The sequence below is a fragment of the Streptomyces sp. MNU89 genome, assembly GCF_020982505.1.
Taxonomy (GTDB): domain Bacteria; phylum Actinomycetota; class Actinomycetes; order Streptomycetales; family Streptomycetaceae; genus Streptomyces; species Streptomyces xinghaiensis.
On sequence record NZ_JAJKLL010000001.1, the window covers coordinates 767,167 to 788,474 of the forward strand.

The 21,308-nt window shown below is 75.1% G+C and carries 15 protein-coding genes, 3 pseudogenes and 1 riboswitch; of the genes and pseudogenes, 11 read left to right on the forward strand and 7 right to left on the reverse strand.

The genetic code is table 11. From position 1 onward, the window contains the following. Positions 1-52: 52 nt before the first annotated feature. Positions 53-853: a precorrin-4 C(11)-methyltransferase gene (cobM, locus tag E4N63_RS03345; RefSeq protein WP_230239841.1), complete on the reverse strand. Its 801-nt coding sequence runs from the start codon at positions 851-853 to the stop codon at positions 53-55. Between the two features lie 94 nt (positions 854-947). Continuing rightward, complete coding sequence (gene cbiE / locus E4N63_RS03350) at positions 948-2,306, reverse strand: precorrin-6y C5,15-methyltransferase (decarboxylating) subunit CbiE (RefSeq protein ID WP_230239842.1); 1,359 nt, start codon at positions 2,304-2,306, stop codon at positions 948-950. 55 nt (positions 2,307-2,361) lie between these two features. Continuing rightward, positions 2,362-2,487: riboswitch (cobalamin riboswitch) on the reverse strand. Positions 2,488-2,975: 488 nt separating this feature from the next. Here cbiE and E4N63_RS03355 point away from each other — a divergent pair. From E4N63_RS03355 to E4N63_RS03385, 7 genes and pseudogenes are all read left to right on the forward strand, one after another. Further along, complete coding sequence (locus E4N63_RS03355; protein WP_230239843.1) at positions 2,976-4,622, forward strand: ATP-binding protein; 1,647 nt, start codon at positions 2,976-2,978, stop codon at positions 4,620-4,622. 24 nt (positions 4,623-4,646) lie between these two features. Further along, positions 4,647-5,057 (forward strand): roadblock/LC7 domain-containing protein, encoded by a 411-nt coding sequence (locus E4N63_RS03360; protein WP_176743598.1) that lies wholly within the window; start codon positions 4,647-4,649, stop codon positions 5,055-5,057. Continuing rightward, entirely contained in the window at positions 5,054-5,416 is a 363-nt protein-coding gene (locus E4N63_RS03365) for a DUF742 domain-containing protein (protein WP_019710531.1), read from the forward strand. The genes E4N63_RS03360 and E4N63_RS03365 overlap by 4 nt, the downstream gene beginning before the upstream one ends. Then, on the forward strand, positions 5,394-6,035 hold the full coding sequence (locus E4N63_RS03370; RefSeq protein ID WP_230239844.1) for an ATP/GTP-binding protein: 642 nt from the start codon (positions 5,394-5,396) through the stop codon (positions 6,033-6,035). The genes E4N63_RS03365 and E4N63_RS03370 overlap by 23 nt, the downstream gene beginning before the upstream one ends. After that, positions 6,032-7,288: pseudogene (locus E4N63_RS03375) on the forward strand (cytochrome P450); the annotation flags it as partial. The gene E4N63_RS03370 and the pseudogene E4N63_RS03375, both read left to right, overlap by 4 nt. A 715-nt stretch (positions 7,289-8,003) precedes the next feature. Next, positions 8,004-8,741: an SDR family oxidoreductase gene (locus E4N63_RS03380; protein WP_228430334.1), complete on the forward strand. Its 738-nt coding sequence runs from the start codon at positions 8,004-8,006 to the stop codon at positions 8,739-8,741. Positions 8,742-8,754: 13 nt separating this feature from the next. Next, positions 8,755-9,540: pseudogene (locus tag E4N63_RS03385) on the forward strand (DMT family transporter); the annotation flags it as partial. A 204-nt stretch (positions 9,541-9,744) separates the two neighbouring features. Here E4N63_RS03385 and E4N63_RS30910 read toward each other — a convergent pair. After that, positions 9,745-11,328, reverse strand: coding sequence for a glycosyltransferase (locus E4N63_RS30910; protein WP_308188770.1), 1,584 nt, complete (start codon positions 11,326-11,328; stop codon positions 9,745-9,747). Continuing rightward, positions 11,325-11,741, reverse strand: a complete 417-nt coding sequence (locus E4N63_RS03395) for an HIT family protein (RefSeq protein WP_125626190.1) — start codon at positions 11,739-11,741, stop codon at positions 11,325-11,327. Before E4N63_RS03395 ends, E4N63_RS30910 begins: the two co-directional genes overlap by 4 nt. Positions 11,742-11,962: 221 nt before the next feature. Here E4N63_RS03395 and gdhA point away from each other — a divergent pair, with 221 nt between their 5' ends. From gdhA to E4N63_RS03410, 3 genes are all read left to right on the forward strand, one after another. Further along, complete coding sequence (gene gdhA / locus E4N63_RS03400; RefSeq protein ID WP_125626189.1) at positions 11,963-13,345, forward strand: NADP-specific glutamate dehydrogenase; 1,383 nt, start codon at positions 11,963-11,965, stop codon at positions 13,343-13,345. A 351-nt stretch (positions 13,346-13,696) separates the two neighbouring features. Continuing rightward, the gene (locus E4N63_RS03405; protein WP_125626188.1) at positions 13,697-14,506 is read left to right on the forward strand and encodes an SAM-dependent methyltransferase; all 810 of its coding nucleotides are present in this window, start codon (positions 13,697-13,699) and stop codon (positions 14,504-14,506) included. 190 nt (positions 14,507-14,696) lie between these two features. After that, positions 14,697-15,434, forward strand: coding sequence for a Mut7-C RNAse domain-containing protein (locus E4N63_RS03410; protein WP_125627050.1), 738 nt, complete (start codon positions 14,697-14,699; stop codon positions 15,432-15,434). A 75-nt stretch (positions 15,435-15,509) separates the two neighbouring features. On the opposite strand, the gene E4N63_RS03415 is transcribed toward E4N63_RS03410, so the two are convergent. Both E4N63_RS03415 and E4N63_RS03420 read right to left on the reverse strand, forming a co-directional pair. Next, the gene (locus E4N63_RS03415) at positions 15,510-16,631 is read right to left on the reverse strand and encodes a DUF2804 domain-containing protein (RefSeq protein ID WP_230239845.1); all 1,122 of its coding nucleotides are present in this window, start codon (positions 16,629-16,631) and stop codon (positions 15,510-15,512) included. 510 nt (positions 16,632-17,141) lie between these two features. Beyond that, positions 17,142-18,331, reverse strand: a pseudogene (locus E4N63_RS03420) (RNA-guided endonuclease InsQ/TnpB family protein). Between the two features lie 140 nt (positions 18,332-18,471). Here E4N63_RS03420 and E4N63_RS03425 point away from each other — a divergent pair. Next, complete coding sequence (locus tag E4N63_RS03425) at positions 18,472-19,848, forward strand: SGNH/GDSL hydrolase family protein (protein WP_230239846.1); 1,377 nt, start codon at positions 18,472-18,474, stop codon at positions 19,846-19,848. A 98-nt stretch (positions 19,849-19,946) separates the two neighbouring features. Here E4N63_RS03425 and E4N63_RS03430 read toward each other — a convergent pair whose 3' ends face one another. Beyond that, positions 19,947-21,170: an arabinogalactan endo-1,4-beta-galactosidase gene (locus E4N63_RS03430; RefSeq protein WP_230239847.1), complete on the reverse strand. Its 1,224-nt coding sequence runs from the start codon at positions 21,168-21,170 to the stop codon at positions 19,947-19,949. Positions 21,171-21,308 lie beyond the last annotated feature (138 nt).

Below are 21,308 nucleotides of genomic sequence, written 5' to 3' on the forward strand. Positions count from 1 at the left end.
CCGGGCGCGGGGCGCGGCCGTTCCGTCCGCCCCGCGCGCCGGGCGCGGCCGGTCACCGTTCCGGTGCGCTCCCGCCGGCCGGGGGCCGGGGGCCGCCCTGGGCGGCGATGCCGCACCGGTCGCGCTCCGCCGAGTACAGATGGCTGTCCGGGAACTGCTCGGCGCCCAGAGCGCGGCCGACCATGATGACCGCCGTGCGCGTCACCCCGGCCGCCCTGACCTGGTCGGCGATACCGTCCAGCGGGCCCCGGAGCACCAGTTCCTCCGGGCGGCTCGCCATCGCCACCACCGCGGCGGGGCAGTCGGCTCCGTAGTGCGGCAGCAGTTCGGCGACGACCCGGTCCGCGTAGCGGGCGGCCAGGTGCAGTACGAGCAGCGCTCGGCTGCGTCCCAGGGTGGCCAGGTCCTCGCCGTCCGGCATCGGGGTGGCCTGCTGGGCGACGCGGGTGAGGATCACGGTCTGGCCGACGGCCGGCACGGTCAGCTCCCGTCCCAGCGCCGCGGCCGCCGCGGCGAACGCCGGTACGCCGGGCACCACCTCGTACGGCACGCCGGCCGCGTCCAGCCGCCGCATCTGCTCCGCGACCGCGCTGAACACCGAGGGGTCCCCGGAGTGCAGCCGGGCCACGTCGTGGCCCGCGCGGTGCGCGTCCGCCAGCTCCGCCGTGATCTGGTCCAGGTTCAGCCGCGCCGTGTCCACGAGCCGCGCGTCCGGCGGGCAGGCGGCGAGCAGTTCGCGCGGCACCAGGCTGCCCGCGTACAGGCAGACGGCGCACGACTCCAGCAGCCGCTGCCCGCGCACGGTGATCAGGTCGGCGGCGCCGGGACCGGCACCGATGAAGTACACCGTCATCGTTCTTCTCCTCGGTCCGGCCTCCCGGCCGGCATGCGCTCCGCGGACGCCGGCCCCGCCGGTGGCCGCCCTGCTGACGTTCGGTCCGCCCGCGTCACTCCGCCGGCGCCCGCTGTTCCTCCGCCCGCTGTTCCTCCGGCCCCCGCTTCCCCGGCTTGGTCACCGCCCACTGCGTGACCGGCATCGCCTGCCGCCAGCCGGTGAACCCGCCGACCGGTACGGCGCGGGAGACGGCGATCCGCACCAGCTCCCCGCCGTGCCGGCGGTACCACTCCGCCAGCAGTGCCTCGGACTCCAGCGTCACCGTGTTGGCGACCAGCCGCCCTCCGGCGGGCAGCGCCGCCCAGCACGCCTCCAGCAGTCCGGGGGCGGTGAGCCCGCCACCGACGAACACCGCGTCGGGCGGCCCGAGTCCGGTCCCCCGCCCGTCCGCGGGTCTTCCGTCCGCGGGCCCGTCCGCGAGTCCGTCCAGGGCCTCCGGGGCGGCCCCGGTGACCACCCGCAGCGCGGGCACCCCGAGCCGCTCCGCGTTACGCCGGATGCGCGCGGCCCGTACGGGGTCGCGCTCCACGCTCACCGCGCGGCAGCCGCGTCCGGCGCGCATCCACTCGACCGCGATGCTGCCGGAGCCGCCGCCGATGTCCCACAGCAGTTCGCCCGGTGCCGGGGCGAGCGCGGCCAGCGTGGCCGCCCGCACACGGCGCTTGGTGAGCTGCCCGTCGTGCTCGTACGCCTCGTCCGGGAGCCCCGGGACCGCGGACAGCCGGTGGCCGCCCGGCCCGGGCCGGCACTCGACGGCGACGACGTTCAGCGGATCGCCCGGCGGATGCGGCCAGCCGGCGGCGGTGCCCTCGAACCGGCGTTCCCGCGCGCCGCCGCCCAGCTGTTCGAGCACGGTCATCCGGCTCGGCCCGTAGCCGCGGTCGCACAGCAGTGCCGCCACCTCACCCGGGGTCCCGGCGCCCGCGCTCAGGACGAGCAGCCGCCGGCGCGCGTGCAGGGCGGCGGCCAGAGCGGCGGCGGGCCGGCCCACCAGGCTGACCACCTCGGTGTCCTCCACCGCCCAGCCCAGCCGGGCACAGGCGTACGACACCGAGGAGGCGTGGGGCAGCACCCGCAGCCGCTCCGCGCCGACGGCCGCGGCCAGGGTCCGCCCGATGCCGTGGAACATCGGGTCGCCGCTGGCCAGGACGGCCACCCGCCGCCCGGCGTGCTCGGCGAGCAGCCGGGGCACGGCGGGGCGCAGCGGTGACGGCCAGGGCACCCGTTCCGCCGTGCAGCCGGGCGGCAGCAGGGCGAGCTGGCGGGGGCCGCCGATGACGGTCCCGGCGCGGTGCAGCGCCTCCCGGGCGTCCCGCCCGAGCCCGTCCCAGCCGTCGGCGCCGATGCCGACCACGGTGACGGTGTCCGGCGTGCGGCCCGCGCCGGGGCACGGCACGTCGTCGTCGCTCATCGCGAACCTCTTCCTGGGGTGTCCTCGCCCCGGGTGCGGCGGATCGGCGACGGGCCAGTCTCCTGGCTGCCGGATCGGCGCTCGCCCCGGCCTTCCGGCCCGCGGGGGCCGTGGCTCGGATGGGGTTCGCTCCCCGGTCACAGTGGCGGGACCGCGCCGGATTCGCACCGGCTTCCTGGTTCCCGTCGCCTCGTTGGGCAGCATCCTCCCGCATCGGTGCGGGCGGGTGTGCGACGGCCTCCGTTCTTCTGTGCGACACCCGCTCTGAGCTGCGATATTAAGAAATGCATGGCTTATACATGGGTCTATGCTCCGTCCCGTGGACCCGAGACTCCCGCCGTTCCGGCCTCCCTCCCCGCCCGTTTCCCGGCCACGGGCGCCCGCGTCGGCCCGGCCGGGCCTGCCCGGCGTACCCCTCGAATCGATGTGCCCGGTGCCGTACCGCGCACAACGGGCCCGCGGCGGCGGCCCCGGCCGGTAGAAAGAGGGCCGCGGAGCGCCGCCCGGCGGCTCCGGGCCCCGCCGTCCGCGGCACGGCGGCGCCCGGACGCCAGGACGGCCGGGCGGCCGGACGACGCGGCCGCCGCCCGGCGGCAGACCTCATACCGGGGGCCTCGCCCCGCGTGCGGGCCTCCGTCATCCGCCGTCCGTCCCTTCCCAAGGTGTGCCATGGTTCGACCCTCGATCGCTTCCTCCACGTTCCGCCGCCGCTTCGTCCGCCCGGCCGCGATGCTCCTGGCCGCCGTCGCGGTCACGGACCCGTGGGCGCTGGGCGGGGTGGGCGCCGGCTGGGCCGTGGCCTGCCACGTCCTCACCGCGGCCCTGCTGGTCGGTCTCTTCGAGCGGCTGCAGAGCGCGCTGCGCGCCTGCGAGCGCGAGACGCTGGCCGCACGGGAGGAGGCCGCACGGCACGACACCGAGTGGCGTGAGTTCTGCACCCACCAGGACGCCCGGCGGGAGGAAACGGTCCGGCACCTCGCCGACGTCCGGCTCCCCGCCGCCCTGGCGGGCGAACCGGTACCGGTCCCGCAGCCCGCGGAGAGCCACCCGGGCACGGCCCGGGAGTACGAGCGGGTGCTGGCGGCCGCCACCGCCGCCGTGCGGACCGTCCGCGAACGGGAGGAGTCGCTGCGCCTGGTCGTCGTGGCCCTCGCCCGCCGGGTGCAGGCGTCCTCGCACCGCATCCAGGAGGAGATGGCCGCCCTGGAGGCCCGCCACTCCGCCCACCCGGACGTCCTGGAGGCGAGCATGCGCGGCGACCACGCCGCCGCGCAGCAGGCCCGGATCGCGCAGAGTCTCGCGGTGCTGTGCGGCGAGTGGCCGGGGCAGCAGTGGCAGAAGCCGCACGCGCTGGTGGACGTGGTTCGCGCGGGGGCCTCCCGGATCGTGTCCTACCAGCGCGTCAAGGTCTGCGGCGACCAGGACATCGCGGCGGTGGCGACCGTCGTGGAACCCCTGGTGCACGTCGTGGCGGAGCTCCTCGCCAACGCCACCCAGTGTGCGCCGCCGACCACCCACGTCGAGGTGACCGTCCGCACCGTGACCCGCGGCGCCGTCATCGAGATCGACGACGCCGGTCTCGGCATGGACGAGTACGCCCTCGAACAGGCGCGGGAGATCGCCGCCGGGCGCCGGCTGCTGGGCTTCGCCGACCTCGGCGAGATCCCGCAGACGGGGCTCGCGGTCGTCGGCCGGTACGCCGAGCGGCACCGGCTCAAGGTCGACCTGCTGCCCTCCCCGTACGGCGGGGTCCGCGCGGTGGTCCTGGTGCCGGGCACCCTGCTGCAGACCCTGGAGCCGCCCGCCGTGCCCGCCTCCCGGCGCCCCTCGGCCGGCGAGACCGCGCACGCCGGGGGCGGCACCGTGCCGGCCGGCGCGACGGCCGTCGCCGGCACCGTCCCCGTACCGCCGTCCGCCGCCACGGGCGGTCCGGGACTGCCCCAGCGGCGCTCCAGCCGCCACCGCGCCGCCGTCCCGCCCCTGTCCGAGCTGACCGGTACCGGAAAGCTGCCCCTCCCCGCCGCCGCCCTCCCCGAGCGGGCCGGGGCCTGGATGGGTGCCCTCTTCGCCGGCAGCCGCGCGGGCACCGCCCGGACACGGGCGGCGGAAACGGAGGACGCGGCGGAGACGAGCGGGACGGCCGGGACGGCGGAAGCGGCCGGGACCGGGGTGGAGACCCCGGAGCCGGGGCCGTCCGCCGCGCCCCGGAGGCCCGTGGCAGCGCGTGGGCGCCTCCGGCCCCGGCGCCGCCCCCGGCCTGCCCGGCCACGACGGCACCCCCGGCCGCGACGGCCGCCCGCACCGCGACGACGATGACGCCGAAGGACACCTCACATGACGATGCATCAGATGAAGAGCCCGGCCGGCCGCGACTGGATGGTGGCGGACGTCGCCTCCGTCTCCGGTGTCCGGCACGTGGTGGTGCTCAGCACCGACGGCCTGCTGATGGCCCGTTCCGAGGGGACCGGACGGGACAGCGCCGACCGGCTCGCGGCCGCCTGCTCCGGTCTGCAGTCCCTCGCCAAGGGCCTCGGACGGGAGTTCGGCACCGGCAGCAAGGCCGTGATACAGCAAATGGTCGAATTCGACGGCGGCTTCCTCTTCATGGTCGCCGCCGGGCAGGGCTCGTATCTGGCCGTCGTCACCGACGCCGCGGTCGACCCGCAGCTGATCGCCCAGCAGATGCGCATCCAGGTCAACCGCATCGGCAGCCATCTGTCCAGCCCGCCGCGGCAAGGCGCCGTCTCATGACGGCCCCCGGGGAGTATCTGGACACCCCCCTGCGGCCCTATGTGCTCACCGGCGGACGGGCCCGCCCCAGCCGCAACACGGTCGCGCTCGACACCCTGCTCGTGGCCTCCGCGCGGGAACAGGACCTGCCCGTCTCCGCCAGCCGCCAGGAACGCGCCCTGGTACGGATGTGCGGTCGGCTGCTGTCCCTGGCGGAGGCGTCGGCGCACCTCGGGCTGCCGGTGAGCACCGTGACCGTCCTGGCCTCGGACCTCGTCGACTCGGGCCACCTCACCGCGCGCACCGGTATCCCCCCGGCCGCCCGCACGGACCGCGATCTGCTCCAGGAGGTGCTCGATGGTCTCCGCAAGCTCCGCTGACCCCCGCCTGGCCGCGGGGCGCGCCCTCCCGCCCGGCGAGCGGTATCTGCCCGACACCGTGGAGCGGGCGGTGAAGCTCCTGGTCGTCGGCGCGTTCGGGGTCGGCAAGACGACCCTGATCGGCTCGGTCAGCGAGATCACACCGCTGCGCACCGAGGAGGTCATGACGGAGGAGAGCGCCGGCGTCGACGACCTCGCCGGCCTGGCCGGCAAGACCACCACGACCGTGGCGATGGACTTCGGCCGCATCACCCTCAACCCCGGCCTCGTGCTCTACCTCTTCGGCACCCCCGGCCAGCGGAGGTTCTGGGACCTGTGGGAGGGGCTGGCCGAGGGGGCGCTGGGGGTGCTGGTGATGGTCGACACCCGCCGTCTGGAGGACAGCTTCGAGGTGCTGGAGCAACTGGAGCTGCGCGGCCTGCCGTTCGCCGTGGCGGTCAACCACTTCCCCGACACCCCGCGCCACCACACCGTGGAGGATCTGCGCCGCGCCCTCGACCTGCTGGACGAGACCCCCGTCGTGATGTGCGACGCCCGCCGGCGCCGCGCCTCCCGGGACGCCCTGATCACGCTCGTGGAGTACGTCTCCGCCACCGCCGCACAGGAGGTGCCCCGATGACCGTCCCCGCCGTGCCCCCGGGCTGCCCGGCCCACGGGATCACCACCGGTCTGACCCCCCTGGTCTCCGCGGCCGGCGCCGACGCCCGGCACGTCTACGAACGGCTGCGCGCGGAGTGGGGCAGCGTCGCCCGCGTCGAACTGGAGCCCGGCGTGCCCGGCTGGCTCGTCCTCGGCTACCGGGAAGTGCTCACCGTGACCCGGCAGGAGAAGACCTTCTCCCGCGACGCCCGCCACTGGCGCGACCTCAACGACGGTGTCGTCCGGCCCGATTCGGCGCTGCTGCCGATGATGGCGCACCGCGACAACGTCATCGGCCACGACGGCACCGAACACCAGCGGCTGCGCCGTCCCCTCGTGGACGCCGTGGCCGGCGCGGACCAGCGGCGGATGCGCCGCTCCGTGGAAGCGGTGTGCGCGGGGCTCCTCGAGGCCTTCTCGGGGCGCGGCACCGCCGACCTGGTGTCCGAATACGCCCGGGTGGTGCCGCTGCTGGCCATCGGCGGCCTGTTCGGCCTGGAGCAGACGGAGGGGCGCGAACTGCTGCGCGCCCGCGCGGCCCTGCTCTCGGGCGACGGCCGGCCGCGGCCCGGCGAAAACCGCTTCGAGGAGATCCTCTCCGCCGTGCTCCGGGACCGCCGCGAGCATCCCCGGTCCGACCTGACCTCGGCCTTCCTCGCGCACCCCGACCTGCACGACGACGCCGAGGTGCTGCGCTCCGCGATCGTCATGATCTCGGCCGGCAACGAGACGACGACCGCGTGGATCGCCAACACCCTCCGGCTGATGCTGACCGATCCCCGCTTCCGGGGCCGGCTGCACGGCGGACGGCTCGGCGTCGACGAGGCCCTCGACGAAGTCCTCTGGCAGGACCCGCCGATGGCCAACTTCCCCGCCCGCTACGCACTCCACGACACCGAACTCGGCGGCCGGACGATCCGCTGCGGGGACGTCCTGGTGCTCGGTCTCGCTGCCGCCAACGCCGATCCGGCCGTGCGCCCGTCCGACCCGTACGACATGCTCGGCAACCGGGCGCACCTCGCCTTCTCCTCCGGCGCGCACGCCTGCCCGGCGCAGGTGCCCGCCCGGCTGATCGCCAAGACGGCCGTCGAGACGGCGCTGCGCGGGCTGCCCGAGGTCCGGCTGTCGGTGCCGGACGGGGAACTGCCCTGGCGGGCCTCCCCGTGGACCCACTGCCCGGCCTCCCTGCCGGTGAGCTTCGCCCCGGCGGCGGAGCGGACGGCGCCGTCACGGCCCGGGGCCTCCTCCGGGGCGGCTTCCCGGGCAGGGCCTTCCCGGGCGGGGAGGCCCGGGCGGGGCGCCGGGAGCGGGTGCTGCCGGGGCGCCGCCCGGAGGGGCGTCCCCGCGGCAGAGGTCCCGGCGGGGGACCGCCTGCCGGAGCTCCTTCCCCGCGGGCCTCCCGCCCCGCGCAGGCCGGCCCTCCGCCCGGCAGGGTTCCGGCTCCTCCCGGATCGCGGCCGTCGCCGCCGGCCGGACGGCCCCGGCGTCACCGGTCCGCCCTGCCGCGCCGCCCGGACGCACCGGCCCCACCGCTCCGTGAACGGCCGGAGGCCCGGCCGGGCCCACCGCTCCCGGCCGGTGTCCACCGGCATGGCGGGTACCGGACGCGCGGTCCGGAATGGCACCGTATCCCTGCGACACGGTGCCATTGCCGCTTTTCACCCCGGCTCCCCCGCCGCGACCTCCGCGGTACTCCGCACCGCTCCGCACCCGCACCACCTCCGTTCCCCGCCGACTCCGCCGATCCGGGAGGGCCCGCCGTATGTCCGAGTGGGAGCACGAGCCCGGGAGGGACACCGGCACACTGCCGGAACCGGCACCGCGGCCCCCGGCGCCGGAAGGCGGCCCCGGCCCGGCGCCGGAGTCCATCCGCCGGGCGGCCCGGCCCGCTCCGGGCGGTTCCGCCGCCCCGGCACCGGAGCACTCCGTCCCCCGGAAATCCGCCCCCGTGGTGCTGGTGACCGGCGCCTCCTCCGGCATCGGCGCGGCGGTGGCCCGGCGGATGACGGCCACCGGGGACCGGCGGCTGCTGCTGAACGGCCGGGACCGGGAGCGGCTGGCCGGGGTCGCGGCGGCCTCCGGGGGTGTGGCCCTCCCCGGCGACCTGGCCACGGCCGAGGGCTGCCGCGCGCTGGCACGGCAGGCTCTCGAAGCGGCCGGGCGGGTGGACGTCCTGGTCGCGAACGCGGGCGTCGGCTACGAAGGACCGTTCGAGACCATGCCCCCCTCGGCCCTGGACGAGGTGATCGCCGTCAACCTCACCTCCCCCCTGCGTCTCGTGCACGCCCTGCTGCCCGCGATGGTGCGGCGCGGCAGCGGCCATGTGGTGCTGGTGGCCTCCGTCGCGGGGGCTGTCGGGGTCGGCGGGGAGAGCGCGTACTCGGCGGCCAAGGGCGGCCTGTGCGTCTTCGCGGACAGTCTGCGCCACGAGGTGCGGACGTCGGGGGTGTCCGTCTCGGTGGTGCTGCCCGGCGTCGTCGACACCCCCTTCTTCGAGCGCCGGGGAGCCCCGTACCGGCGCCGGGTGCCGAGGCCGGTCCCCGCCGAGCGGGTGGCCGAAGCCGTCTGCCGGGCGGTCGAACGGCGGCAGCGTGAGGTCTTCGTCCCGCGCTGGCTGCGGATTCCGGCCCGGTTGCGGGGCGGAGCGCCGGCGCTCTACCACCGCATGGCCGCCCGGCTCGCCTGACCGGCGCGCGGACGTGCTCGTCGCCATCCCCGCCGCCCTGGCCGCGGGACTGTGCTTCGCCCTGGCCGGGGTGCTCCAGCAGCGGTCCGCGAGCGCCCGGCCCGCCGATGAGTTCCTCTCCTTCCGGCTGCTGCTGGACCTCGCGCGGAAGCCGCTGTGGGTGTCCGGCATCGCGCTGGCCGTCCTGGCGTACGGCTGCCAGGGACTCGCACTGGCGTACGCGCCGCTCACGCTGGTGCAGCCGCTGATCGTGAGCGAACTGCTGTTCGCCATTCCGCTCTCCGCACTGGTGCTCCGGATGCGGCTGCGCCGCCGCGAGTGGTGCGGGGTGCTCGCGGTGAGCACCGGCCTCGTCACCGCGCTCGCCGCCGCGCGGCCCCGGCCCGCGGAGGCCGTGGCCGATCCGGGCGCCTGGCTGGTGATGCTCGCCGGCGTCGGAGCCGCCGCTGCCGCCGCGCTGGTCGCCGGGCGCCATGCCGGGGGGACGGCGAAGGCGTCGCTGATCGCGCTCGCGGCCGGGCTGGTGATGGGGACGCAGTCCGTCCTGCTGGCCGCGACCGTCGAGCGGTTCGACGGGGGAGCGGCCGCCGTGTTCACGGCGTGGCAGACGTATCTGCTGGTGGGAGCCAGCATCGGCGGGCTGCTGCTGATCCAGAGCGCCTTCCAGGCCGGGCCGCTGGCCGCCAGCATGCCGGTCATGGACGCCGTGGAGCCCGCCGTCGCCATCGCGGCGGGCGTCACCCTGTTCGGCGAGTCGGTGCGCACCGGCTGGCCCGCAGGCGGGGTGGCGCTCGCCGGGCTGCTGCTGCTGTTCGCCGGCATCGTGCTGCTCGACACCTCCCCCCTGCTGAAGGCGCTGTACCGCCGTGAGACCGCCGACCGCGCCCCGGGAGAGGCCGGGCGCGCGGCCGGGGGCGGAACGGGCCGGGCGCGGGGAGGCACCGCGGCCGCGGTTGACGGCGGGCGGGCCCGGGGCACCAACCGCCCCTCGTGGGCGCCCCGCTCACACGGCGGTACGGGCCGCCGGACGGTGGCGCGGGGAGACCGCGTACCAGTGCGGCAGCAGGTCCTCGCGCAGCACCCGGTCCCAGGAGCGGTGGTGGAGCCGCGCGGTCCCGGCCGCCCGCTGTCCCATCGCGGTGCGCGCCTCCGGCCGGTCGACCAGGGTGGCCAGGGCGCGGGCCCAGCCCGCGGCGTCGTCGTCGGCGACGAGCAGCCCGTCCGCACCCGGTGCCGCCAGCCACCGCCGGGTACGGGCCCCGGCCGGGAGGACGACCGGCAGCCCGCAGGCCATCGCCTCGGCGACGACGTTCCCGGCCGTCTCCGACCGGGAGGGGAACGCCAGAACGTCACAGCCCGCGTACACCTGGGCCAGCCGCTCCTGGGGCACGGTGCCGAGCAGCGTCACGCCGGGCCCCAGCAGGGCTCTCACCCGCGGGGAGTCGGCGCCGGTCCCCGCGACGACCAGGTGCACGGGCCGGCCCGTGTCGAGGAGCCGGCGCACCGCCTCGGCGAGCATCATCACCCGCTTGGAGGCATCGACCCGGCCGGCGAACACCACGGCCGTGCGGTCGGCGGGCACCCCGTGGGTGCGCGCCAGCCAGCCGCGAGCCCCGGGGTCCGGGCGGAAGCGTTCGTGGTCGATGCCGCGCCCGAACAGGGACACCCGGTCGGGGCCCAGCAGTGCGCCCATCTCGCTCCGCTCCTCGGGCGTGGAGACGAGCACCCGGTCGCAGGCGCGCAGCAGCCGGTCCCGCCTGTGCCGCGCGAGCCCGGCGGCGAGCGCCTCGGGCGACAGGCGCGCGGGGTGCGCCGCGAACGGGGAGAGCGCCGCGAACGGGGCGCGGGCGGGCGCGGCGGGACGGGAGGAGGCGGGCGACCAGGCGGCCGGGCTCCGCGCGGGCCGTGCGCGGCCGGCCGGAGGACCGCCGCCACGGGCCGCGCGGTGTGCAGGCGGTCGGTGAGCTGGCGCAGATAGGCCGCCGTCAGCGCCGGTACGTCCGTGTGGACGGAGCCGATGAGCCCGTGCGGGCGGCCGGCGGCCGGGTTCCGTCGCGCGTTCCGCCGTTCCCGGTGGGCCATCCGGACGGCCGTCGCGGCGAAGGCGAAGGTGTGGGTGAGGTGCCAGACGTCGTGCCGGGGCAGCAGCCGGGCCAGCGCCGGGTGGTAGGGGGCGAGGTCGGAGGCGTCCGTGCGGCCGAGGGCCGGCGCCAGCGGGGCCGAACTGATGACCGGGCGCAGCACCACGAACCGCACATGGGGCGACAACGGCTCGACCCGCTCCCGGTCGCCGAGGACGTACACGGTCAGATCGACGCCGGCTCCGGCCGGTGCTCCGTCCCCCCGCCCCTCGGGGCCGCCCGCGCCGGAGCCCAGCCGGGCGGCGGCTTCCGCGAACCGCTCCCAGCACTTGAGATGCCCGCCCGCCAGGGCGTTCCACTCCAGCTCGACGAGGACCGCGACCGATGGCCCGCCGGGACCGGGGCCCGCCGGACCCGCCGAAGAAGAACACATAAGACGCGAATACCCCTATAAAGCCCACCCTCACCGCCCGGACCGCCCCGATCACCGGTGCCACCGCGGTCATGCATCGTCCAGTTCCGCCCGCAGCCGTGCGGCGATCCGCGCGGGCTCCTCCTCGTCGGCGTAGCGGTGGCGGGGCCAGAAGAAGCCCCGCAGCCCGTCCTTGGGATTGCGGGGGACGACGTGGACGTGCAGATGGGGCACGGACTGGCTGATCCGGTTGTTCGCGGCGACGAACGACCCGGCCGCGGCCGTGCCGCGCTCCACCGCGCCGGTGATCCGCCGCACCCGGAGGAAGAACGGCCCGGTCTCCTCCGCCGTCAGGTCCGTGAGGGTCCCGGCGTGCCGACGCGGCACCACCAGCGCATGGCCGGGGAAGAGCGGACGGCGGTCGAGGAAGGCCACCGCCACCTCGTCCTCGTGGATCCGGTGGCTCGGCAGCCGGCCCGCGACGATCAGGCAAAAGGTGCAATCCATCTCCTCAGTGAACACCTGCCGGAAGCACCGGGCAGGCCCCCTCCCCGGGAGCGCCCTGTTGCGACCGGCGATAATCGCACCAGCGGCCGTCCGCGGCCGCTGCACGGCGGTCCCGCGGCCGCGGCGTCCCGGTGACGGGACGACGCACCGGCGGAGACGGCATGACGCACGCGCGCATCGGCACCCGCACGCCGTACGCCCCGTAAAAGGAGCCCGATCTGATGGAGCCCCGCACCTCCACGCTCGTCCAGAACCACCCAGGCCAGGATCGCGTGATCGAACCGCTGTACGCGAAGATCCTCCGGCGGAACCCCGGCGAAGCGGAGTTCCACCAGGCCGTCCGGGAGGTCCTGGAGACGCTGGGCCCGGTTCTCGCCCGGCGGCCGGAGTTCGCCGAAGCGAAGATCATCGAGCGCGTCTCCGAGCCCGAGCGGCAGCTGATCTTCCGTGTCCCGTGGGCGGACGACGCGGGCGAGGTCCACGTCAACCGCGGCTTCCGGGTGGAGTTCAGCAGCTCTCTCGGCCCCTACAAGGGCGGCCTCCGCTTCCACCCCTCGGTGAACCTGGGCATCGTCAAGTTCCTCGGCTTCGAGCAGATCTTCAAGAACGCCCTCACCGGCATGCCCATCGGCGGCGGCAAGGGCGGCAGCGACTTCGACCCGAAGGGCCGCTCCGACGCCGAGGTCATGCGCTTCTGCCAGTCCTTCATGACCGAGCTGTACCGCCATCTGGGCGAGTACACGGATGTCCCCGCCGGCGACATCGGCGTGGGCGGCCGGGAGATCGGCTACCTCTTCGGCCAGTACAAGCGCATCACCAACCGCTACGAGTCGGGGGTCCTCACCGGCAAGGGCCTCGGCTGGGGCGGGGCCCAGGCCCGCACCGAGGCCACCGGGTACGGCTGCGTCCTGTTCACCGCCGAGATGCTCAAGGCGCGCGGTGACGACCTGTCCGGGCGGCGCGTGGCGGTCTCCGGCTCCGGCAACGTCGCCCTCTACGCGACCGAGAAGGCGCAGCAGCTCGGCGCGGAGGTGATCACCTGCTCCGACTCCAGCGGCTACGTCGTGGACGAGAAGGGCATCGACCTCGATCTCCTCAAGGAGATCAAGGAGGTCGGCCGCGGCCGGGTCTCCGAGTACGCCGAGCGGCGCGGGTCCGGTGCCCGTTTCGTGAGCGGTTCCAGCGTCTGGGAGGTGCCGTGCGAGGTGGCGCTGCCCTGCGCGACCCAGAACGAGCTCACCGCCCCCGACGCGGCCACCCTGGTGAGGAACGGCGTCCGCGCCGTCGCCGAGGGCGCCAACATGCCCACCACCCCCGAGGCCGTGCGGGTGCTCCAGGAGGCGGGCGTGGCGTTCGCCCCCGGCAAGGCGGCGAACGCGGGCGGTGTGGCGACCAGCGCCCTGGAGATGCAGCAGAACGCCTCCCGGGACTCCTGGACCTTCGCCCACACCGAGGAGCGGCTCGCCGAGATCATGAAGCACATCCACGACTCCTGCCACGACACGGCGGAGCGCTACGGCCGGCCCGGCAACTACGTGGTCGGCGCCAACATCGCCGGCTTCGAGATCGTCGCCGAGGCCATGCTGGCGCAGGGCCTGATCTGAGACAGGGCGCCACTGCGCCGCGCCGGCGTCCGCACCGGGCGTCCGGCGCGGGCCGCTGCAAGAACACGGCCCGGCTCCGGCGCGGCCCGCCTGCGGGCCCCGGCAGCGAGCCGCCGCCGGCCCGCGGTGCGGCCCCGTCCCTCCCGATAACGCCCCATAGCGGCCCGTAACGGACGCCCGGCCGGCCCTTCCCTCATCGGGAACGGAGCGGCCGGGCGTGCCGCTCGGGGCCCCGGGGGCAACCCGGCCCCTTTGTTCGGGCGTACCGTGCACATGCACGGGGGTGGGCAGCTACGCTCAGCCACCAAGCATTAGGACAACCGTTCAACTACCCATGATGAAGCAGGTGTTATGACGGATCAGAATGCCGCCCCTGCGGGCATCGACACCAGCGTCGCCCACTCCGCCCGTATGTACGACTACTGGCTGGGGGGCAGCAGCAACTTCGAGGCCGACCGGGAACTGGGCAAGGCCTTCGAGACGGCCATCCCGAGCATCCGCACGATGGCCCGGGAGAACCGCAGGTTTCTGGGCCGCGCGATTCGCCAGATGGCCGGGGAGGGGGGCATCCGCCAGTTCCTCGACATCGGGACCGGTGTGCCGGCCGCCGGTGACACCCATTCCGTGACGGAGATCGTCGCCCCCGACAGCCGCGTCGTCTGCGTCGACAACGACCCGATCGTGCAGGCCCACGCCAAGGCCCTGATGGAGAAGTCGCCGGAGGGGAGGACCGTCTACGTCCAGGCCGACCTGCGGAAGCCGGGAGAGCTGCTGGCGCACCGCGAGGTGGCCGGGCACCTGGACTTCGAACGGCCGGTCGGGCTGCTGCTCGTGGCGGTCCTGATGCTCCTGAAGGACCAGGACCGTCCCTGGGCCACGGTCGCCGCCCTGCTCGACGCCATGCCGCCGGGCAGCCATGTCGCCATCACCCACCCCACGCAGGACTTCAACCCGGAGGCGATGTCCGAGGTCGTCGAGGCCGCCGCCCGCGGCCAGATGACGCTGGTGCCGCGCACCCGGGCGCAGGTCTCGGAGTTCTTCGGCGACTGGGAGCTGCTGGAGCCGGGCGTGGTGCCGGTCATGGAATGGCGCCCGGAGGAACCCCCGGCCGACCCGAGGGCGGCCTACTACTGGGGTGGCGTGGCCCGGAAGAAGGGGTGAGGCACCGGGGAGGCCGGGCCGGAGCGGGGCGGCCGGGGAGGCACGGCGGAGCCGGCCGCGCGGCGGGCGGCGGACGGGTACCGCCCGGCGGCGGGTGTGCCGCGCGGGTGACGGCCCCGCCCTCCGCCGCATCACCCCCGCCCCGCCGCGAGAACGCCGCCGGCGTCCCCGCGCGTGGCAGGCTGGCGCCATGAGCGAACCGGAGGTGTGCCTGCGCTTCGACGCCGGTCTGCGGATGCTGCTGACTGCGCGCCACCGGGGCGCGGAGGTGCGGGTCGCGCCCGACGGCACGTCCTCCCTGGGGCATGTGGTGGAGTCGCTCGGGGTCCCGCTGCCCGAGGTCGGTGAACTGCTCGTCGGCGGCCGCCCGGTGGAGACGTCCCGTCGGCCGCGCGCGGGGGACGTGGTGGAGGTGCGCGAGGTGCGGCGCCCCCAGCCGCTGCCGGACGGCGGCCCTCCCCGCTTCCTGCTGGACGTCCATCTCGGCGCGCTGGCCCGGCGCCTGCGGCTCGTCGGCGCGGACACCGCCTACCGCAACGATCTCGACGACCCCGCGCTGGTGGAGCGGGCGAACGCCGAGCGGCGGGTGCTGCTGACCCGGGACCGCGGCCTGCTGCGCCGCCGGGCCCTGTGGAGCGGGGCCTTCGTCCGCGGTTCCCGTCCGGACGAGCAGCTCACCGATGTGCTCGACCGGTTCGCGCCGCCGCTGGCTCCCTGGACGCGCTGCACCGCCTGCAACGGGCTGCTCGCGCCGGTCGCCAAGGAGGAGATCGAGCACCTGCTCGACCCGGGCACCCGGCGCACCCAGGGCCAGTTCACCCGGTGCCGCGACTGCGGGCGGGTCTACTGGCCGGGAGCCCACCACCGGCACCTCGAAGAGGTCGTGGCGGCCGCGGCGCGTACGGTCCGCCGCCGGCCGCACCGCTGACCGCGGGGACGGGCCCCGGGCGCTCGCCGCCGCCTCCCGTCCCCCGCTCCGGACGGCACCTCCGCGTACCGCCGTTCACCACCGCATCCGGACCTGTTCGGCCCAGCCGAGGAGTCCCTCGACGCGGATGCCGGTCCCGCCGTCGGCCCGGACGGTGCCCGTGTAGTGGCCGAAGGACTGGTGGGTGTCGTTCAGGATCACCCCGGTGTTCGTCCGGTCCTCGCGCACGTGGAACGGGGTGAAGCTGAGATCGACCGCGTCCGAGCCCGGGGTGCGGATGGTCCACGGCTCCCCGAAGTCGTCGTAGTGCCACTCCAGTTCCTCACCGATCTTGGTGAGTCTGCCGTCGACGCACAGGGCGTTCTCCGTCATGCCCGTGCCGGCCGTCCACCGGCCGCCGAACTGCAGGCCGACCACCCGGCCGTCGGTGCTGCCCGAGGCCGCGCCCCAGTTCCACCGGGTGTCGTAGGGCCAGCGGCCCCGGCCGTGGTCGAGCACGCCCCAGCCGCCCTGGAAGTCGTAGGAGGTGCCGCCGATCCGCACGGTGCCCTCGGCCGGGCGCGCGGTGTGCTTGGAGGTGTACTGGAAGCGGCGGTCGCTCCAGGGGATGACGACGCTCATCGTCTCGTGGCCGGGTGGCATGGCCACGAACAGGTCGCCGTCGAGCGGCCCTTCCGCGGTCCGGCAGCGGAAGCGCAGGCGGGTGCCGTCGCGCTCCTGGCGCATCCCGATCCGTACGGGCCCGGCCGCGACGGCCGCCTCGCCCCGCTCTCCGTCACCGCCCGTGCCGCCGGTCCCGCCGCCGAGGCTGTGCGGCAGGCGGACGCCGTGGGCCAGGGGCAGCAGGGCGGTCCGCGAGATCTCCCGCCGTACGGTGCCCAGGCTCCCGGTCCCCGCCCGGCCGCCGCCGTCCGGCCCGGTGCCCGCGCCGTCGCTGTCCCGGCCGTTCCCCCTGCCGTACTCCAGGAAGTAGACGGACCCGAGGCCGAGGTAGTCGATGTCGGCGACGGTGACGGCGACCAGATGCGTGGGCGTGGTGACGCACCAGTACTCCCACCGCTTGGTACGTCCCCAGCCGCGCAGGTCGCACCGGTGCAGCGGGCTCCTCGACCAGCCGACCGCGGCCCTGTCGAGCCGGCGGCCGCCGGGGAGGCAGAGGTCCGCGGGCCGGGTGATCTCTTGTTCGTGGGTCGGCATGCGAGGAGCCTACGGACCCGGGACGCCCGGTAGGCATGATCCCCCCTTCCGGAGACACTGGGATCGCACCCAACTCCCGTGCAGCGTGGTGCCGTTGTGCGGGATAACAGCCCACACCACCACAGAGCGCCGCCCGGCTCCGCACAGCGCCACGCGTCACCCGGTGCTCCGCCCGCACCGCTCCGGTCACCGTCCGAGGAGGTCCCGTGCCCGTACGCGTCCGCTCCCTCGGCGGAAACGCGCCGCGGACCCCGCCCGCCGCCGGCCACCCCGGTCCCCGACGGGAACGGCGGACGGCCGCCACCCGCGGCCCGCGCCGGGCACGGCGGCGGGCGGAGCGGCCCCGGCGTCCCCGGACCGGTGCTCCGGACCGGCCGGCCGGCTCCGGCCGGCGCCCTGTGCGCACCCGCCCTCCGGCTCCGGCCGGACGACGGACAACCCGCCCATGCACATCAGTACCGGAAGGCACTGTTCTTGACTTCCTCCACCCGCCTGAAGGCGGGGGATTCCTCACTTCGCAGTGAGGGCTTCCTGCTTCGAAGGCAGTTGCCCCGTCCGAGAGGACTCTCGTTGAGGTCTTACACCGCCTCCACAGGCCGAGACGGCCAGCCCGGCCGCCTTGATGTTACGTGCCGCGTTGATGTCGCGGTCATGGAGGGTGCCGCAGTCGCACGTCCACTCGCGGACGTTCAGCGGCATGCTCGCCGCGACGGTACCGCAGGCCCCGCACAGCTTGCTCGACGGGAACCAGCGGTCGACTACGACAAGTTCGCGCCCGTACCAGGCGCACTTGTACTCCAGCATCGACCGCAACTCGGTCCACGACGCGTCCGAGATGGCGCGCGCCAGGCTGTGGTTCTTGGCCAGGTTGCGGACGGTGAGGTCCTCGATCACGACCGTTTGGTTCTCACGGACGAGCCGAGTAGTGAGTTTGTGGAGGAAGTCGCGGCGCCGGTCGGTGATCCGCGCGTGGACGCGGGCGACCTTGCGGCGGGCCTTCTCCCGGTTGTTCGAGCCCTTGGCCTTGCGGGACAGCTCTCGCTGAGCGCGAGCCAGTTTGGCGCGGTCCTTCCGCTCATGCTTCGGGTTGGCGATCTTCTCCCCGGTCGAGAGCGTCACGAGCGAGGTGAGTCCGGCGTCGATACCCACCGCCGCCGTGGTGGCCGGGGCCGGGTGATCACGTCGTCGCACAGCAGCGACACGAACCAGCGCCCGACCGCGTCGCGGGACACCGTCACCGTGGTCGGTGCGGCGCCTTCCGGCAGCGGACGCGACCAACGGATGTCCAGCGGCGCGGCCATCTTCGCCAGCGTCAGACGGCCGTCACGCCACTTGAACCCGGAGCGGGTGTACTCCGCCGACTGCCGGGACTTCTTCCGGCTCTTGAAGCGCGGGTACTTGGCGCGCTTGGCGAAGAAGTTCCCGAACGCCGTCTGAAGATGGCGCAGTGCCTGCTGGAGCGGGACGCTGGACACCTCAGCGAGGAAGGCGAGTTCCTCGGTGCGCTTCCACTCCGTCAGCGCGGCCGAGGACTGGACGTAGGAGACGCGGCGCTGCTCCCCGTACCAAGCCCGAGTGCGCTCCTCCAGCGCCTTGTTGTACACGAGACGGACACAGCCGAACGTGCGGGACAGCTCCGCTGCCTGCTCGTCCGTGGGGTAGAAGCGGTATTTGAAAGCCCGCTTGACCTGCTGCGTCACGCCTCACATTCAATCAGCTACCGTGTCAGCAACGTGCGTTGGTGGGTCAGTGGAACGCGCCCCACCACTGCACGGCTCCGGGCACGGGATGCGTTTCCTCCCCCGGCTGAAGCCGGGGGCATCCACGCAAGGAGCCACCGATGAAGAGATGGACGTCCGTCCTCAACCTGGTCGTCGCGGGAACCCTCGCGGTGACCGCCGCCGTGACCTCTCCCGGTGTCTCCGGGGCACGGCAGGCAGCGGCGGCGAGCGACACCTCCGCGCCGGCCGTCGCACAGGTCTCGGAGGAGACGCGGGACCACCGGCCCGGGAAGCGCCCGAAGCGGCCGGCCACCGCGGACCGCTGGGTCAACTCCTGGACCTCGATGCCCCAGTTGACCGAACCGCACAACATGCCGCCCGCGCCGTTCACCCAGGACGGCCTCGTCCTGGCGGACAGCACCCTGCGGCAGACCGTCCACACCACCATCGGGGGCGAGCGGCTGCGGCTGCGCTTCTCCAACGCCTTCGGCGGCGCGGTTCTGCCCATCACCTCGGTCGAGGTGGCGCTTCCGCAGGGCGGGAAGGCCGGGGCCCCGGCGATCCGCCCGGGGAGCTCGCGCCCGGTCACCTTCCACGGGAAGCCCTCGGTGAGCGTCCCGGTCGGCGCCCAGATGGTGTCGGACCCCCTGGACTTCACGGTGGCGCCCGGCTCCGAGCTGACGGTGACGCTGTACCTCGCGGAGGGCCAGGCGTCCAACGACATCACCTCGCACCCCGGTTCGCGGACCACCTCCCATCTGCTCGCCGGTGATCACACCGGGGCCGCGGACCTGCCCGGGGCCACCCCCACCGACCACTGGTACTTCCTCAGCGGTCTGGAGGTGACGGCCGGGAGCACCGCGTCGGCGGTGGCCGTCCTGGGCGACTCGCTGACCGACGGCCGCGGCTCCACGACCAACGGGAACGACCGCTGGCCGGACCTGCTGGCCGAACGGCTGCGCGCCGGCAAGGGCACGTCCGACGTCGCCGTCCTGAACCAGGCCGCCGGCGGCAACCGGGTACTGCAGGACGGCCTGGGGCCGAACGTGCTGGCCCGGATGGACCGGGACGTGCTGGCGCAGAGCGGCGTCGAGTGGCTGATCGTGCTGGAGGGCATCAACGACATCGGCACCGCCCAGCCCACGCAAGCCGCCCAGCGCGCGGTCGTGGACCAGCTCATCGCGGCGTACGACCAGATCGTCACCCGCGCCCACGCGCAGGACATCCGGGTGTACGGCGCGACGATGCCGCCCTTCGGCGGCAACGAGATGTACGACGACCCGGCCGGGCACCGGGAGGCGTCCCGGCAGGCCGTCAACGAGTGGATCCGGAACAGCGGCGCCTTCGACAGCGTGATCGACTTCGACGCGGCGACCCGTGACCCGCGGCAGCCGGAGCGGCTGCTGGAGACGTACGACACCGGGGACCACCTGCACCTCAACCCGGCGGGTTACCGGGCCATGGCGGACGCCGTCCCGGCCCGGCTCTTCCGGTAACGGCCGGCTGCCCGGCCGGCCGCGGAGCCGGCCGGGCAGCCGGACCCCGCGGGCGGGGCGGCGTCGCAGGACGCGCCGTCCCCGCCCGCGGGAGCGGGTCAGCCGGCCCCGCCGAACAGCCGGACCGCGGGCAGCGCGCGGTCGTCGTAACCGAACAGGGCCTGGTTCTCCCAGGCGTTGCCGGAACCCGGGTCGGCCGGGTCCCAGCCGCTGCCCGGCACGGCCGTCCAGGCCGGCTCCCAGTAGACGACTCCCAGGCCGCGCCCGCCCGGCACGTCCGCGACGGCGGCCATCACCTCGCGGAGCTGGGCCGCCTGCCCCTCGGGGGTGGCGGGGTATCCGGGGACGAGCTGGTCGCCGCGGGCGATGATGTTCTCCAGCGCGTCGTCGTTGCGGAGCGTGTGGGCGTAGGCGGTCTCGGCGACGAGCACGGGCTTGCCGTAACGGCTCGCGGAGGCGTTCAGGTTGGCCCGCAGATCGGCCAGGGTGCCGTGCCAGTAGCCGTAGTACGACAGGCCGATGACGTCGAACGGGACGCCGTGGGCGACCGCCTGGTCGAACCACCAGCGGGTGCCCTCCAGGTCGCCGCCCTCCGCCAGGTGCAGCACGACGCGGGTGCCGGCGGACACCGACTTGGCGGCTTCCGCGCCGGCTTTCAGCAGCCCCGCGAGCTGGGGCCAGTTGTCGATGGAGCCCTCCGGCCAGAGCATGCCGCCGTTGATCTCGTTGCCGATCTGCACCATGTCCGCCGTGGTGCCCTGGGCCTTGAGGGCGTTCAGGACGTCGTGGGTGTGGTCGCGGACGTCCCGCCTCAGCTGCTCGTAGCCGTGGGAGGACCAGGCGGCGGGCTTGTTCTGCTTCCCCGGGTCGGCCCAGGCGTCGGAGTAGTGGAAGTCGACCAGCAGCTTCATGCCCTGCGCCTTGGCGCGCCGGGCCATGGCCAGGACGTTGTCCTTGTCGTTGTAGCCGTCGGCCGGGTCCACCCAGACCTTCAGCCGCACGTAGTTCATCCCGGCCGAGCGGAGGATGGCGAGGGCGTCGCCGGCGGTGCCGTCCTCGTACCGGTAGGAGGCGCCGAACGCCTCGTTCTTGGGCAGGCTCGACAGGTCACCGCCCCGGACCGCGAGTGGCGCGGCGGCGGGACCCGGCTTGCGCGCGGCCGGGGCACCGTGCGCGGCGGGGGCTGCGGCGGGCAGGGCGACGGCGGCCAGCAGCAGCGTGCCGAGGGCGGAGAGGGCGGCTCTGCGGGTGCGGGTGGTGGAGTGGGGTCCGGGGTGCGCGGGGGCGCGGGTGGTGCCTCGTGGGTGGAGCATCGTCGACATCCCTTCGACCATGACGGATGAGGCGGAGTGGTGGTGCGGAGGTGCGGTGGTGCGGTTCGTGGCGATACCGGTGCGCGAAGGGGCGGAGGTACGGAGGCGCGCCTGCGCGGGAGGATTCGCCTGCGCGGAGGTACGGGG

Excerpts from the sequence above, each read along its gene's own strand:
- E4N63_RS03415 (WP_230239845.1), bottom strand. The coding sequence starts at position 16,631 with ATGCCGACCCACGAACAAGAGATCACCCGGCCCGCGGACCTCTGCCTC.
- E4N63_RS03430 (WP_230239847.1), bottom strand. The coding sequence starts at position 21,170 with ATGTCGACGATGCTCCACCCACGAGGCACCACCCGCGCCCCCGCGCAC.
- E4N63_RS03355 (WP_230239843.1), top strand. The coding sequence starts at position 2,976 with ATGGTTCGACCCTCGATCGCTTCCTCCACGTTCCGCCGCCGCTTCGTC.
- cobM (WP_230239841.1), bottom strand. The coding sequence starts at position 853 with ATGACGGTGTACTTCATCGGTGCCGGTCCCGGCGCCGCCGACCTGATC.
- E4N63_RS03360 (WP_176743598.1), top strand. The coding sequence starts at position 4,647 with ATGCATCAGATGAAGAGCCCGGCCGGCCGCGACTGGATGGTGGCGGAC.
- E4N63_RS03410 (WP_125627050.1), top strand. The coding sequence starts at position 14,697 with ATGAGCGAACCGGAGGTGTGCCTGCGCTTCGACGCCGGTCTGCGGATG.
- E4N63_RS03365 (WP_019710531.1), top strand. The coding sequence starts at position 5,054 with ATGACGGCCCCCGGGGAGTATCTGGACACCCCCCTGCGGCCCTATGTG.
- cbiE (WP_230239842.1), bottom strand. The coding sequence starts at position 2,306 with ATGAGCGACGACGACGTGCCGTGCCCCGGCGCGGGCCGCACGCCGGAC.
- E4N63_RS03405 (WP_125626188.1), top strand. The coding sequence starts at position 13,697 with ATGACGGATCAGAATGCCGCCCCTGCGGGCATCGACACCAGCGTCGCC.
- E4N63_RS03395 (WP_125626190.1), bottom strand. The coding sequence starts at position 11,741 with ATGGATTGCACCTTTTGCCTGATCGTCGCGGGCCGGCTGCCGAGCCAC.
- E4N63_RS03370 (WP_230239844.1), top strand. The coding sequence starts at position 5,394 with ATGGTCTCCGCAAGCTCCGCTGACCCCCGCCTGGCCGCGGGGCGCGCC.
- gdhA (WP_125626189.1), top strand. The coding sequence starts at position 11,963 with ATGGAGCCCCGCACCTCCACGCTCGTCCAGAACCACCCAGGCCAGGAT.
- E4N63_RS03425 (WP_230239846.1), top strand. The coding sequence starts at position 18,472 with ATGAAGAGATGGACGTCCGTCCTCAACCTGGTCGTCGCGGGAACCCTC.
- E4N63_RS30910 (WP_308188770.1), bottom strand. The coding sequence starts at position 11,328 with ATGACCGCGGTGGCACCGGTGATCGGGGCGGTCCGGGCGGTGAGGGTG.